The organism is Kribbella sp. NPDC050281 (assembly GCF_040655855.1).
Classification (GTDB): Bacteria; Actinomycetota; Actinomycetes; order Propionibacteriales; family Kribbellaceae; genus Kribbella.
Genome location: NZ_JBFAKS010000004.1, coordinates 26645 through 41675, shown reverse-complemented (window position 1 = coordinate 41675; position 15031 = coordinate 26645). Strand labels below are relative to the sequence as shown.

Sequence of the window (15031 nt, the reverse complement as noted above, 5' to 3'; positions counted from 1 at the left end):
CGTCACCCCGCCCTCGTGCCCGCGATCCAGACGTTCCGGATCGTCACATCGTCGGCGTACTGTACGACAGCTTCCGCAGCGACCTGGTCGAACGTGCTGTTCGTGACCGCCACGGAACGAATCCGCTGCGTCTCTGCTCCTACCATGCGATACGCCCGTTCGGCCCGGGCCACCCGGACCCGGTCGAACCGGATGTCGCGGACGTCGGGGAACAGCGACTGGTCGCCACCACCCTGGTAGCTGAAGGTGATCTCGAGGGGACGATACATCCATGCGCGGGAGTCGACGCCGGACAAGTCCACGTTGCGTACGTACCCGCCGCGCGTCGAGGTCGACTTCACGCACAGCACCCACTGGACGTACGCCTCCTCCGCGGCCGGGTCGGCCGGCATGTGCAGGCGGCGTACCCAGACGTCCTCGACCCCGCCGCTCATCTCGCTGCCGATCGCGACCGCGGCACCGCCGCTGACGAAGGTGCAGTCCTCGATCAGGATCCCGCGCGAGGGCAGGCCGAGCCGCCGGCCGTCCGCGTCCCGGCCGGACTTGATCGCGATGCAGTCGTCGTGCGTCTCGAACGTGCAGTCGCGGATCAGGACGTCGGTGCACGACTCCGGATTGCAGCCGTCGCCGTTCGGGCCGAGGTTGCGCACGGTCACGCCCTGCACGGTGACGTTGTGGCACTCCAGCGGATGGATCGTCCACATCGGCGAGTTGAGTACGGTCACGCCCTCGATCAGCACGTTCGTGCACCGGAAGGGCTGGATGAAGCTCGGCCGGAGGTAGTGGCCGGCACCGAAGACGCGCTGCTCGACCGGGACCTGCTCGTTGTTCATCCGCTCCAGCTCGCCCCAGTCGGCGCGCTGGTTCGGCAGGCCGGTGTGCCAGCCGTACTGACCACTGCCGATCAGGTACCACCAGTGTTCGTTGTCGCCGGCGCCGTCGAGGACACCCGCACCGGTGATGCCGATGTCGGTCTGGCCCTCCGCCCGGATCAGCGACGAGTAGTTGTAGACCTCCACGCTCTGCCACCGGGTCCGGACGACGGGGAGGTAGGCCGCCGGGTCGGTGCTGAACCGGAGCGTCGAACCGCGCTGCAGATGCAGGTCCACCCGGCTCAGCAACTGGATCGCTCCGGTGTGCCAGACCCCCGGAGGTACGAGGACATGGCCGCCGCCGGACTCGTGACAGGCCCGGATCGCCGCATTGATCCCGGCGGTGGCATCCGCCGGTGTCGCGCCGTACGACGTGATCGGAAACCACGCGTCGCGGAATCGCGGCGGCCGGATCCGCGCCCGAACAGCCTGCTCAGGACCGGCGTCAGAGGCGAGTGCGGGAACTCCGATGCCTGCAGCAACTACTCCGCCGAGGCCGGCGCCGAGGATCTGACGGCGAGTGGGATGCATGGGCGGCACCTTCCGTTCGAACTGGGCAGGCAAACCTTTGCCCGCAAGTATCCAAGAGATTCCGGGCCGGTCAAGAGTTCGTCCGCGCCAGCCGTTGACACCACGGGCCGACGACGGCACGATCGGTTGCAATCGTTTGCATTCCGCATGCCTTTCGAGGCATTGCCTTTCGAGGAGGCCGAGCATGTCCGCCCCAGTTCGTCGCCGTACTCTCCTGTTGGCCGGCGGAGCCCTTGCGATCGCCGGCGGAGGCACCGCCCCGGCCGCCGCCGGCCGGCCGTCCCCGGATCCCCAGGTCGACGCGATCCTGCGCCGGATCCGTCCACCGCGCTTTCGTGATCGGTGGTACGACGTGACCGACTTCGGCGCGGTCGGCGACGATTCGACCGACTGTACGGCGGCGATCCGGGCCGCTATCGAAACGTGTCACCGGCACGGCGGCGGCCACGTCGTCGTACCGGCCGGCAACTTCCGCACCGGCGCCGTCCACCTGCTCAGTCGCGTCGACCTGCACCTGGCTGCCGGGTCGCGGTTGGCGTTCAGCCAGGACCCGGCGGCGTACCTGCCTGTGGTGGCGACGCGCTACGAAGGGACGGAGTGCTACAACTACTCGCCCTTCGTGTACGCGTACGGACAGCGCGACATCGCGGTCACCGGCAGCGGTGTCCTCGATGGCCGGGCAGACGACACGCACTGGTGGGACTGGACCGGTGGGCCGCCGCCGAACGAGTCGCCGGACAAGACGCTGCTCATCCAGCTGGCGGCGGACGGCGTACCCGTGAAGGAGCGGGTGTTCGGCGCCGGGCACTACCTCCGGCCGAACCTGCTCCAGTTCAACCGCTGCGAGAACGTGCTGCTCGACGGCATCACTGTCAAGGACTCACCGATGTGGAACATCCACCCGGTGCTCTGCCGCAACGTGACCATCCGGGACGTAGTCGTCGACAGCCCGAACGGGCCGAACAACGACGGCATCGATCCCGAGTCGTGCACCGACGTCCTGATCGAAGGCTGCACGATCTCCACCGGCGACGACTGCATCGCCTTCAAGTCCGGCAAGGACGCTGACGGCCGGCGGGTGAATGTGCCGACGCGGTACGCCGTCGTCCGCGACTGCGAGATGGCCGACGGGAACGGCGGCGTGACGGCGGGCAGCGAGACCAGCGGCGGCATCATGGACATCTTCGTCCGCGACTGCACGATGAGCAGCCCGCGGCTGGAACGCGCGATCCGGATCAAGAGCAATCCCGATCGCGGCGGCACGATCGCGAACATCGACGTACGCCGGGTGACGGTCGGGCAGGCCGCGGACTCGGTGATCGAGATCGTGCTCAACTACGCCAACGTCACCACCGGCGCCTACCCGCCGGACGTGCAAGGCATCAGCATCAGCCAACTCACCGCCGCCGCGGCGCCGCGGGCGCTGAACCTGCTCGGCCTCCCCGACGACCCGCTCCGCGACATCCGGCTGCACGACTGCCGCTTCGACGCGATGAGCGAGGAGAACGTGATCCAGGACGTCGAAGGGCTGCGACTCGACCAGGTCTGGATCAACGGCACCCGCGTGGACAACTGAAGGAGCCCCGCATGCACGACAAGTTCAGCCGGAAGAACTTCCTCCGCCTAGGCACAGGTGCCGCCCTCGCCACTGCGCTGGGCTCTGCCTCAACAGCCTGGGCCGGGGCCGGGGCTCCTGGGCCGGACACCGGGCCCGGCTGGGGTCACGTCGGTGACATCCTGCGCAACACCCGCCCTCCCCGCTTCCGCCCCCACGACTTCCTGATCACGGCCTTCGGCGCGATCGCAGACGCCACGACCGATGCGACCGCTGCCATCGCGAAGGCGATCGACACGTGTCACCGCTCCGGTGGCGGACGGGTCGTCGTACCGGCCGGAACCTTCAGCACCGGCGCGATCCACCTGAAGTCCAACGTCAACCTGCACGTGTCGGACGGCGCGACGCTCCTGTTCAGCACCGATCCGGCGCACTACCTGCCGGTCGTGCTGACCCGCTTCGAGGGCGCGGAGTGCATGAACTACTCGCCGCTCATCTACGCCCGCGACTGCGAGAACATCGCCGTCACCGGCACCGGCACGCTCGACGGCGGCGCGACCTGGGACGACTGGTGGTCCTGGGTCGGTCCGTCGAGCCCCGACGCGCAGGCGCTGCAGCAGATGGCCGAGGACGGCGTACCGGTGAAGGATCGCGTGTTCGGCGCCGGCCATTTCCTGCGCGCGGCGTTCATCGAGACCCAGTCCTGCCGGAACGTGCTGATCGAGGACGTGACGATCCTGCGATCGCCGTTCTGGGAGATCCACCCGGTGCTGTCGCGCAACATCACAGTGCGCGGCGTCCACATCGACAGCCGTGGCCCGAACAACGACGGCATCGACCCGGAGTCGTCCCAGTACGTCGTGATCCGTGACTGCGTCCTCGACTGCGGCGACGACTGCATCGCGATCAAGTCCGGCCGCGGCGCCGACGGCCTGCGGGTGAACGTGCCGTCGGAGAACATCCTGATCGAGAACTGCACGCTGAACATCCGGTACGGCGCGATCACGATCGGCAGCGAGATGACCGGTGGAGTGCGCAACGTGTTCGTCCGCAACTGCACGGTCGGCAGCCCGAACCTGTACTTCGGTCTGTACATCAAGACCAACTCGGTCCGCGGTGGTTACGCCGAGAACATCTACCTCGACAACCTGCAGATCTCCAACCTCACCAAAGAGGTGGTCTCCTGCAACTTCTACCGCAGCGAGGGCGACACCGGTCCGCTGACGCCACGGGTACGCAACGTCGAACTGCGCAACATCACCGTCGGCCACGCCCGGAACGCGTTCTCGATGTTCGGCTACCCGCGCTCGCCGATCCAGGACTTCCGGTTGATCGACTGCACGTTCACCAGCATCGACGACGTCAGCGAGATCCAGGACGTCGACATGTCGTTCCGCAACTTCACCGTCAACGGCCAGAAGATCACCGACCCGGCGCAACTGCTGTGACTGCAGGCTGGTCGGACGCCGACCGTATCCTGGCCGACGTCCGACGACCGATCTTCCCCGATCGCGAGTTCCCGATCACGGAGTACGGCGCGACGCCGCAGAACGCGACCGCCGGCCTCGCCCACGCCATCCGCGCGTGTCACGAGGCCGGCGGCGGCCGGGTCGTCGTACCTCCTGGGAGCTGGCATACCGGCGCGATCCACCTGCGGTCCGGGGTGAACCTGCACGTGTCCGACGGCGCGACGTTGGTGTTCAGCACCGATCCGACGCAGTACCTGCCGGTCGTCAAGACGCGGTACGAGGGGCTCGAGGTCTACAACTATTCGCCGCTGATCTACGCCAACGGGTGCACCGACATCGCGATCACCGGCACGGGCACGCTCGACGGCCAGGCCGGCTGGGACAACTGGTGGGGTTGGTTCCACACCTGTGACGAGGACTTCGGACAGCTCCGCCAGCAAGCGGCGTTCGGCATCCCCGTGACGGAACGGGTGTACGGCGGCGGGCACCACCTGCGGTCGAGCTTCATCCAGCCGTACGAATGCACGAACGTGCTGATCGAAGGCGTGACGATCGTCCGGTCGCCGTTCTGGCAGGTCCATCCGGTGCTGTGCCGGAACGTGACCGTGCAGGATGTTGTCATCGACAGCCAGGGTCCGAACAACGACGGCGTCGACCTCGAGTCATGCCGCTCGGTGATCATCCGCGGCTGCACGATCGACGCCGGCGATGACTGTGTCGCGCTCAAGTCCGGCCGGGAGGCGGACGGGCTGCTGGTGAACGTACCGACGGAGGACGTCCTGATCGAGCAGTGCGTGCTGCGGGTCAAGTACGGCGCGATCACCCTCGGGTCGGACCTGACCGGCGGGATCCGCAACGTGTTCGTCCGCGACTGCACCATCGGCGGTCCGAGGCTGTACTTCGGCCTGTACATCAAGACCAATGCGATCCGTGGCGGCTTCGCGGAGAACATCTACCTGAAGGACCTGGCGATCTCCAACCTCACCAAGGAGGTTGTCCAGTGCAACTTCTTCCGCGGTGAGGGTGACACCGGACCGCTCACGCCGTACGTGCGCAACGTGGAGCTGCGCGGCATCAAGGTCGGGCGTGCTCGCAACGCCTTGATGCTGCGCGGCTACCGGCGTTCACCGATCGAGGACTTCCGGCTGATCGATTGCAGTTTCACCGTCGACGCACCCAGCACCGTGCAGCACGCGGCGCTGAGCTTCGACAACGTCTCCGTCAACGGTCAGCCGATCACCGACGTCCACCAGCTCCGCTGACCTCACGGGAGGTGGGCGCAGTGGACGTCCAGGTCCCAGAGGATGACGGACAGGGCGTACGGGCTGATTGTGTGATCGCCGTGGGTGGCGTCCTCGAGCAGCTCCCAGTGGCCGTTCGACTCGTTGCTGACGGCATCGGTACCGATGACGGCGATCCGCTGCCGCACGGCTGCCTCGTAGGAGCGGTGACCGACCCCGTTGAAGCAGCACTCGTCGAAGCGATTGAGGATCTGGATCTGCCGGCGGTGCCTCCCGACCGCCGCGAGCGCGTAGAGGTCGGGGAAGTCGGCCAGCCCGTAGAACCCCGGCTGCATGTCCTGCCGCTGCTCCCAGTCCCCGCGCGTCGGGCTGGGCTTCGGTGAGCCCGGCCGGACGAAGAACGGCAACGATCCGGCTGTCGGGTAGGACCGGGTGATCCGCGGATCGAGCGCCGGGTAGATGGTCGTCGCCCAGCCACCGCCGGACAGTCCGACCATCTGCACCGACGACGGCCGGTAGGTCTTCTGGACGTAGTTCGCCGACACCGCGAGCGGCTCGAGGAACAGCGCGAGCGGTGAGTACGACGCGGATTCCCACTGCGGGAGATCGTTGTGGGACGGCTGCAGCTGCACCGTCGGGTCGGCCGGGTCCTGGATGGTCTTCGGGTTCCAGTGGTAGAAGGGCATCGCGAACAGCAGCACCGTATAGCCGTGGTCGAGCAGCCCCTGCGCCACCCGCTGCATCGTGTCGAGCGGCTCGCCGTGCCCGTTGTGGTAGAACGCGACCCGGCGATGCTTGCTCCGCGTCGGCTCCAGGACGAAGACGGTTGCGACGTACCCGAACGGCATCGCCACTTCGAGCCGGTCGTATTGACGCACGCCGGTGAACGCGGGCAACTCGGCCGGCACACCGACGTCCCGTCGTACTGCCGGAAGACCGGTCGGCATGACACCGGTGTCCTTCCAGACCTGGGCGACCAGCTGCGGACGAAGCGCGTCGGCGTCCGCGGCGGTGTGGATCTTCATCAGGTCCTCGACGTCGACCCCGACGACCACCTCAGGCAGAGTCTTGTACACCGCAGCGTGGGCGGCGGCGATCTCGGCGTTCACCGGTGCGACGGGGCGCGGTGCCGATCCGCCCGCCGGTGCAGTGGGTGTGTCAGCGGACGCCAGGGCCGGCCAGCCGGTTGCGGTGGTGGCGGTCACGGCGAGAGCTCCTCCGAGCACGGATCTGCGATTGACGATGCTCATTCTGGTTCACCTTTCGGGGCGGGGAACGACCGGGTGCCAGCCGCCGAAGACGTACGACGGGTCGCGCAGCTGCGCCGCCTCGTCGTCGCCGAGCTGCCGGGAGCAGGCCAGTCGTGCACTGGTGTCGAGCGGGCGGCCGGCGAGGTCGGTGCTGTGGTACTCCCAGAACCGGACCTGGCCGGCGGCCGCGCAGTCGTTGGGGCTGGTGATCTGGAAGCCGGTCGTCTTCACGTGGCTGTCCATCGCGGAGTCGATGAAGACGACCTGGCTGGTCGGGAACCGGCTGAGCTCGGCCCGCGCGAGGAACACGCTGTCGTCGAGCACCTCGGGACCACGGGTCAGCCGGACCCGGACGAAGATGTTGCCGGGACCGTTGTCGGTGTTGCGGACCTGGTTGTAGTAGCCCTCGTGCAGCGCCTTCAGCTCCGAGTCCTGCATGAAGACGCCGCCGGTCCCCCAGACGAAGTCCACATCGCCCTCGACGTAGCTGTCGGTCACGAAGGCCTGTCCCTGCAGCCGCAGGCTGTCCTGGTACCCGAGGATCCGGACCCGGGCGAGCACCATCCGGTTGCCATTGCCGAAGAACGCCTCGGCCTGGGACCCGCGGTACGGCGTGAGGTTCTGCACGGTCACGTCCGTCATCGTGAAGTCGTCGGCGAACACGCCCATCGCAGCGCGCCAGCAGTTGAAACGATCCGACTGCGGGATGACGCGGCGCTGACAGTACGCCTGCTCGATCGGCACGTTCGCCATCGCGGAGTCGCCGTTCAGCAGGTTGTTGTTCGGGTAGCCGATCACCGTCCGGCCGGCGCCCGCGCCCACGATGGTGATCCCGGGTTTGGTCGGCGGAACCCAGACCAGCTCGCGGTAGAGGCCCGGCGCCACGTCGATCGTCGCTTCGTCGCCCTCGGCCACGAAGTCGATGGCAGCCTGGACTGTGCAGAAGTCCGCGTGACCGTTGCCGTTGACACTCAACCGGCCGTCGGTCCGCGGGTCCTGCCGGCTCCGGAACGTCCAGTCACTGGGTTTCGTGATCCCAGGGTGGCCGACGACGAACCCTGGATCGAGCGTCACGTAGTACACCTGCCCGGGCGCGAGCCGCTGATGCGGATGGATCGAGACGGTCCGGCCGTCGACGACCACTGGCTGGTACGTCCACGTGTGCAGCTCACCGAAGTCGGTCCGCGCGTCACCCACCGAGCGCCGGTACGACGTGAGGTCCGCGAGGTCGATAGTGTCGACGACTTCGCCGCCGGCCTTGTGGATCTGGAGTCTGCCGCGGACACCGAGGCGGACCGGCCCGCGGAAGGTCATTGTCAGCGGGGTGTCCGAGCAGGTGGCAGTCGCCGTACCTCTTGGTGACAGCTTGGCGGTGTCACCGGAGTGGCTCGGCTGCCAGCCGGTGAGGTGTTCGAGCACCGTGGTCAGCTCGGCGGCCGCGACCTGGTGGCCCTGGACGCTGGGGTGGGTGCTGCCGTTGTAGTCGTCCGGTCCGAGCCAGCCGGTCGTGTCGACGTAGACGATCCTCCGGTCCTTCGCGGCGCGGACCGCGGCGGCGATGCCGGCCGCGTGGGTACCGTTGAAGGGGCGCAGAGCAACGATCAGGGTGTGCGGATCGGCGGCGCGGATCTTGCGGAGATAGGCGAGGTACGCCGGGGTGAACTCGGCGCTGTCGTAGGCGGCGTCATTCGTGCCGAAGTTGACGACGACCGCGCCGGGGTCGGCCGGCTCGGCCGGGAAGCCGGCCAGGTTCCAGCCGAACGAGTCTGCCGCGGTGCCGACATTGCCGTGACCAGGCTGGAGGATGCCCTGCTTGCCGAAGCCGACCTGGTTCGTGTCCGCGCCGAACGCTTCACCGACCAGATGCGGGTAGCTCTTGCTCCCATCGGCACAGTCACTGCCGAGCTCCGCACACAGGGCCATCACGCCCTGGGTGATCGAGTCGCCGTAGAACTCGATGCGATGCTCGGCCGTCGTCGGCAGCGGGACCAGTTGTGCCAAGGGGGCCAGTTCGATCTTCTCCAGGACGACGCCGGACTGCAGCGGCACCGTCCAGCGGTTCGCGTACTCGTCCACGTCCTTGACCACGATCTCGGCCGTGTGCGCGAAGGCCGGATCGAGTCCCTCGGCGAAGACCTTGTGGTCCTCGTCGACCTTCACCAGCACCTGATCGCCGCCGTCGATCGCGACGTACAGCTGGGCCGGGTTCGTGATCGTTTCGGCGTCGAACCAGGCGCCGAGCCGGTCACCGGTGAAGCGGAACCTCAGCGACGAGCCGGAGTTCACCGTGATCGCCACGTCGTCGTCGCGGCCCCAGTGACCGTCCAGCTCGATCCGCGGATCGAACGGTCCGAACGTCGCGGGGTTGTCGGCGGCGGTCGCCGTACCGGCCGGCACGGTCAGGGTCGCGAGGCCCAGCAGGACGGCCAGGCACAAGCTGAACAGGCGGTTTCTCACGGTGGTCTCCTCGCGCGGACCGCCGTGGCAGATGCCCGGGGCGGTGGGCGGGTAATCCTTTTCCTCGGCTACCGTCGCAGCGCTTCGGGGCTGCGTCAAGACCTCGGAAGGCAGAATCGGACGGAAACGGGAAAAGGTTTACATCACTGTGGTGGCAGCGATCGTGGCGCGGACATGGTCCAATGATCCGGTGAGAAAGCCGACCAGCGACCGTGCCTCCGCCGGCCGGGCCACGATCCACGACGTGGCCCGGCTCGCGGAGGTGTCGACGGCGACCGTGTCCCGGGTGCTCAGCGGCGGCAAGCCGGTCTCGCCGCAGGTGGCCGACCGGGTGCGCGCCGCCGCGCAGGAGGTCGGTTACCGGCCCAACCCCGCGGCGCAGACGCTGCTGCGCGGCAGCAGCCAGACCATCGGCGTGGTGGTGCCCGACCTGGGCAACCCGTACTTCGCCGAGATCCTCAAGGGCATCGCGGCCGAAGCCGCAGGCGACGGGCATCACACGCTGGTCGCCGGGACCGAGGAGGATCCGGAGCAGGAGTACCGGTCTGCGATCGAGCTGGCGCGCTGGGTCGACGGCCTGTTGCTGTGTGCACCGCGGATGAGCGCTCCACAGCTCAAGGAGGTCGCCGAGGCCAGCCGCCGGCTGGTGCTGATCAACCGGGTCCTGCGCCATCCTTCAGTCGGAGCCGTGGTCGTCGACTATCACCACGGAGTCCGGGAGCTGTGTGCCCACCTGGCGTCGCTCGGGCACGAGCGGATCGTGTACCTGGAAGGGCCGGCGACTGCCTGGTCCGATCAGCAACGGCAGCGTGGCTTCCGCGCGGCCGGTCTGCCTGTGACACGGGTGGCGTGCGGCTCGTCCCTCCGCGACGGGTATGCGGCAGTCGACGAGGCGCTGACCCACGAACCGACCGCACTGATCGCCTTCAACGATCACGTTGCTGTGGGCGTGCTGAGCCGGCTGCGAGAGCTGGGTGTCACAGTGCCGGACGACCTGTCCGTGGTCGGTGTCGACGACGCTCCGATGAGCGCCCACACCGACCCCGGACTCACGACGTACGCCGTCTCGACGGTGGAGCTGGGCCGCCAGGCGTGGCAGCACTTCAGTCCAACCGCCTCGACGGCGACTACTCACCTGTCGGGTGAGCTGGTGGTTCGGGGCTCGACGGCCCGGCCGCGACGGCGTCGTACGGTCAAGCCGTCGCGGTGAAGCTGTAGGTGCCCGAGCTGACTGTGCAAACCTGCTGACCCAGTGGTTGTCCGGACTCGCGGACCGAGTCGGGGTCCGGGGTCGGGACGTGGACCGTCGCGGTCGCTCCTGGTGGCACGACGACGTCCAGACGGAGTACGCCGTCGGTGATCTCCCAGCGAGTGGAGACTCTGCCCGCCGGTGTGTCGTAGGAGGCCTGCGCCCAGGTCAGGCGGCCGCCGGGGCGCGGCCTGATCACCAGGTCCCGGAAGCCGACCGACTCCGGTGACTGGCTGATCCCGGCGACGTCGGCGTACAGCCATTCGCCGACCGAGCCGAGTGAGTAGTGGTTGAAGGAGTTCATCGCGACCGGACCGAAGCCGCCCTCCTCGGTCCAGCCGTCCCAGCGCTCCCAGATCGTCGTCGCGCCGTGCTTGATCGAGTAGCCCCAGGACGGATACCGGTCGTCGTGCAGCAGGTCGTACGCGAGGTCGGAGTGCCCGTACTTCGTCAGGATCGGGCACAGCAGCGCGACTCCTGCGAACCCGGTCGTCAGCGAACGGTCCCTCCGCTCCAGATCAGCGACGAGGTGCTTGACCGCCGCATCCTCTTCGGGAAGCAGTCCGAAGGCCAGTGGCAGCAGATAGCCGGTCTGGGTGTCACCACGGACCTTGCCCTCGGCATCCACGAACTCCTTCCGGAATGCTTGCCCGATCTGCTCCCACAGCTCGCCGTACGCCGCAGCTTCCTCCTCGAGACAGAGCACCCGAGCGGCCGCGGCGGTGAACTCGACACTGCGGGCGAAGTACGCGGTCGCGAGGACGTCCCGGTCAGTGCGGACGCCGACCTGCAGCCAGTCGCCGTAGTGCCCGCTGGTGCGGTTGCGCCAGATCAGGTCCGGGTTGGCGCGGTGAACGTAGTCGACCCAGCGCCGCATCGACGGCCAGGCCCTCCGCAGTACGCGGTCGTCGCCGTACATGCGGTAGAGCGTCCACGGCACGATGGTCGCCGCGTCGGCCCAGGCCGGTGTGCCGTGCCGTCCGAGGATGACATGCGGGATCACGTCGGGGATCGCGCCTTCATCGGTCTGCGCCGTGGCGAGGTCGGCGAGCCAGTTGTCGAAGAAGGTGAGGACATCGGCCTGGTACGCCGCTGTGGGCAGGAAGATCTGCGCATCCGCGGTCCAGCCCAGTCGCTCGTCGCGTTGCGGGCAGTCGGTCGGGACGCTGACGAAGTTGCCGCGCTGACCCCAGCGGATGTTGCTCAGCAGTTGGTTGACGCCCGGATCGGAGCACTCGAAGCGGCCGGCGACCGGAGTATCGGAGTGGAGCGCCCGACCGGTCACGTCATCCGTGGTGAGCTCGCCCGGGTAGCCGTCGATCTCGACGTACCGGAAGCCGTGGACGGTGAAGATCGGTTCGAAGTACTCCTCTGCGGCGCCGGCGCTGACGAAGTAGTCGGTGGCGTCGGCGGTGCGGAGGTTGGCGGTGTAGAGCTCTCCGTCGGACTCGAGCATCTCGCCATGTCTCAGGCGGATGCGGTCGCCGGCTTGTGCGCCCCGGATGCGCAGCCGGATGCGACCGGCGATGTTCTGACCGAGGTCGACGATGAAGCGGCCGGGGCCACGGGCTGTGACCTCGGTGGCCGGCAGGTCCTCGGTGACGCGCACTGGTTCGGTGGTGGCGGCGATCAGGGTGGATGGGTCGGCGCCCAGGTCGCCCACGGGCGCCCAGCCGGTGGCGTCGTACCCGGGGCTCGACCAGTCGCCGAGCTCGAGTCGGGCGTCGTACGACTCGCCCATCAGTAGGTCGGCGAAACGGATCGGACCGGGGCGCTCGACCCAGCTCGCGTCCGTCGCGACGACAGTGCGGGAGCCGTCCGGGTGGTCGACCACCAGTTGCGCGAGCAGTTGCGGCTTCTTGCCGTAGTGGTGCGCGTGACTGCGGGTGTCCCAGCCGACGTACCCGGACCACCAGCCCTCACCGAGCACCGCACCGATGACGTTCTCGCCCTCACGCAGGAGGTGTGTGACGTCGTACGTCTGGTACGCGAGGCGCTCGCGGTAGTCGGTCCAGCCTGGTGTCAGCTCGTCGGCACCAACGCGCTCACCGTTGGCGCTGAGCTGGTAGAGGCCGTGCGCTGTGGCGTAGACGCGGGCTCTCGCGACCGGCTGCTTCAACTCGAAGGAGCGGCGGTAGTAGCGCGGCGGTGCGATGGTGGCCTGGCGCACCGACCGTGGCTCTGCACGGTCGACCGGGGGCTCGAACTTCGGATCGGTGTCGTAGTCGTGTTCGAGCCAGTGCGCATCCCACTCCTCTTTGTTGAGGAGACCGGTAGCAAACGTTGCCGATGCCTCGGCCTGGCCGCCGGCGGCGTCCCGGACCTCCAGCGTCCATACGTAGTCGGTCTGCGACGTGAGCGGTGCGCCACCGTGGTCGACGTACGTCCGGTCGTCGGTCCGCCAACCGGAGTCCCAGACCTGTACGCCGTCACGCAACAGACGGACCCGGAACGCGTCCTGGCGGTCGCCGCGCACCGGTGACGCCAGCCGCCAGCTCAGCCGAGGATGGTTGGAGCCGATGCCCAGCGGCGTGATCCGGTGCTCGCAGCGCAGGTCGTACGGCGTCAGTGCTTCGACTGTCGGTGGATCGGTCAGCAGCCAGCCAGTTGTCACCAGGACCACTCCGTCTCGGGTCGGTGGAGTTCGTAGTCGCGCAGACCGCCGGCGTGTTCCGGCCGATCGCCGTACATGGGCCGGGACCGGCCGGGCGGATCGATCGCGACCACGTCGTCGCCACGCCAGGTGGTCCGGAATTCGTTGCCGGCGGCAAACTCGGTCGTGGTCTGCTCGACCATCGGGAAGGTCACCGTGATCCGCTCCCCGGGCCGCGGCTGCGGGATCGCGAGGTAGCCGTCCGGCGCCCAGATGCGCTCGGCGCCGGTACGTGTCTCATCGCCTCGGTTGAGCGTCAGCCGCGCGTACCCGGCCCACTCCGGGATGCGGACACGCAGTTCCTCCACCGGCTCGTTGATGTGGAGTTCGACCTTGCCTTCGACCGGCAGGTGGCTCAGGACGTCGACTGCGTGATGCGCGCGGGTGAGGAGCAGGTTGACGCGGGTGACCTCGGCGTCGCCGGTGACGATGCTGTTCCACGCCCAGAAGAGTCCGCGAACGCCGGAGCCGACGCAGCAGGCCTGTACGTCGTTGGTGTGGCCGCGGCCCAGGGGTACGTCGGAGACGTAGTCGTTCGGAGCGCCGTACCCACAGAACGCGCCCAGGACCCGCTCGCCCACGTCGACGTACGTCCGCCAGCCCGGCTCGTCACCCGACCGGTCCGGGGCGGACTCCACCCAGCTCACGTCGCGCAACTGCGACGCTGCGAGGTGGTTGCGGACGAATCGCTCCACCACTGACCAGTACGACGTCAGTCCGTTGCCGGCGAGCGTCGTACCCAGTCCGATGAGGTCGACGAGTGAGCAGGTCTCGTGCTCGTAGCGCTGGTCGGCCAGGTCACCTGGCGTCCAGCCGTACCTGGTGGCCTGGGTGAGCACCCAGTCGTAGCTGCGCCTGGTGAACTCGGTCAGACCGTGGTCGCCGGTATGTCTGGCGAGTCTGGCGAGCCCCTCCAGCGTGCCGACGCGGGTGTGGAAGTGGCCGCTGCGGTACGCGCGGGCCGGGTTGAAGCTGCCGTCGGGGAGGAACACGCCGCTCTTGTCGATGATGAGACGGGCGAACCACTCACACAGCTCGAGAGCGTCGCTGTTGCCGGTCGCCTGGTGGTACCGCAGCAGCGGCATGATCAGGCGGCCGGAGAAGGACGCGGGGTCGGGGGCGAGGTGGAGGTCGATGGCGTTCGACGAGGGCCAGCCTTCGGCGGTGTACTCCGAGGCCGGGTAGAACCAGACGTCGCGTTCCTTGATGGCAATCCGTTTCAGCGCCGCGACTTGTGCGTCTGCTGCCTTCTGTGCTTCCGGATCGCCGGTGGCAACGACCGTGGTCGTCAGGGCGAGCAGAGTGGCACGCTGGTCGATCAGATTGGCGTTCGGAAGCCAGTGACCGCGCGGGTGGACGCGGCGGTACGTCAGACCGTCGTCGCCGAGCAGTGCGAACAGGGTCTGCCGGTAGCGGTCGGCAACGGCGTCCCAGTGCGGGTCCCACTGCGGGTTGCTGTCTGGCTTGCCGCCGGTCATCTGGCGGGCGAGCAGGATCGCATCGGTCAGCCGGCCGTGGCTGGAGCCGTAGTCCCAGTCGCCGTGGTCCAGCCGGGCGGGACGGGACAGGAGGTTCGCGCTGAAGAACGGGATGCCGTCCAGGTCCTCGTCGGCCAGGCCGGTCACCGCGTTCATCGCCAGCGCGGCCCGCTCCTCGAGCAGCAGGGTCGCCGGGATCGTCGCCATGAGGAAAACCTTTACCCCCAGCCGGGGCGATGTCAACGGGCTATCCACAGATTGGCTGATCGGCCTTGT

9 protein-coding genes are annotated in these 15031 nt (G+C 68.2%); 4 read left to right on the top strand and 5 right to left on the bottom strand.

Features of this window, described 5'->3' with window-relative positions; translation table 11 throughout:
* Positions 1–2 precede the first annotated feature (2 nt).
* Positions 3–1403, bottom strand: a complete 1401-nt coding sequence (locus tag AB0I34_RS06055) for a glycoside hydrolase family 28 protein (protein WP_360440167.1) — start codon at positions 1401–1403, stop codon at positions 3–5.
* Between the two features lie 184 nt (positions 1404–1587).
* Here AB0I34_RS06055 and AB0I34_RS06050 point away from each other — a divergent pair, with 184 nt between their 5' ends.
* The 3 genes from AB0I34_RS06050 to AB0I34_RS06040 are packed head-to-tail and all read left to right on the top strand — an operon-like array spanning position 1588 to position 5689.
* Positions 1588–2979, top strand: coding sequence for a glycoside hydrolase family 28 protein (locus AB0I34_RS06050; protein ID WP_360440164.1), 1392 nt, complete (start codon positions 1588–1590; stop codon positions 2977–2979).
* A gap of 11 nt (positions 2980–2990) precedes the next feature.
* Entirely contained in the window at positions 2991–4406 is a 1416-nt protein-coding gene (locus AB0I34_RS06045; protein ID WP_360440161.1) for a glycoside hydrolase family 28 protein, read from the top strand.
* Positions 4403–5689 (top strand): glycoside hydrolase family 28 protein, encoded by a 1287-nt coding sequence (locus AB0I34_RS06040; RefSeq protein WP_360440158.1) that lies wholly within the window; start codon positions 4403–4405, stop codon positions 5687–5689. Before AB0I34_RS06045 ends, AB0I34_RS06040 begins: the two co-directional genes overlap by 4 nt.
* A gap of 2 nt (positions 5690–5691) precedes the next feature.
* Here AB0I34_RS06040 and AB0I34_RS06035 read toward each other — a convergent pair whose 3' ends face one another.
* The gene (locus AB0I34_RS06035) at positions 5692–6918 is read right to left on the bottom strand and encodes a hypothetical protein (protein WP_360440155.1); all 1227 of its coding nucleotides are present in this window, start codon (positions 6916–6918) and stop codon (positions 5692–5694) included.
* A 6-nt stretch (positions 6919–6924) separates the two neighbouring features.
* Positions 6925–9375, bottom strand: a complete 2451-nt coding sequence (locus AB0I34_RS06030) for a pectinesterase family protein (protein WP_360440153.1) — start codon at positions 9373–9375, stop codon at positions 6925–6927.
* Positions 9376–9565: 190 nt separating this feature from the next.
* Between AB0I34_RS06030 and AB0I34_RS06025 the strand changes: the two genes are divergently transcribed.
* The gene (locus tag AB0I34_RS06025; RefSeq protein WP_360440150.1) at positions 9566–10585 is read left to right on the top strand and encodes a LacI family DNA-binding transcriptional regulator; all 1020 of its coding nucleotides are present in this window, start codon (positions 9566–9568) and stop codon (positions 10583–10585) included.
* On the opposite strand, the gene AB0I34_RS06020 is transcribed toward AB0I34_RS06025, so the two are convergent.
* Together AB0I34_RS06020 and AB0I34_RS06015 are read right to left on the bottom strand one after the other, a co-directional pair.
* Positions 10569–13238: a glycoside hydrolase family 78 protein gene (locus tag AB0I34_RS06020; RefSeq protein WP_360440147.1), complete on the bottom strand. Its 2670-nt coding sequence runs from the start codon at positions 13236–13238 to the stop codon at positions 10569–10571. The genes AB0I34_RS06025 and AB0I34_RS06020 overlap by 17 nt on opposite strands.
* Positions 13235–14962 (bottom strand): hypothetical protein, encoded by a 1728-nt coding sequence (locus AB0I34_RS06015; protein WP_360440144.1) that lies wholly within the window; start codon positions 14960–14962, stop codon positions 13235–13237. The genes AB0I34_RS06020 and AB0I34_RS06015 overlap by 4 nt, the downstream gene beginning before the upstream one ends.
* Positions 14963–15031 lie beyond the last annotated feature (69 nt).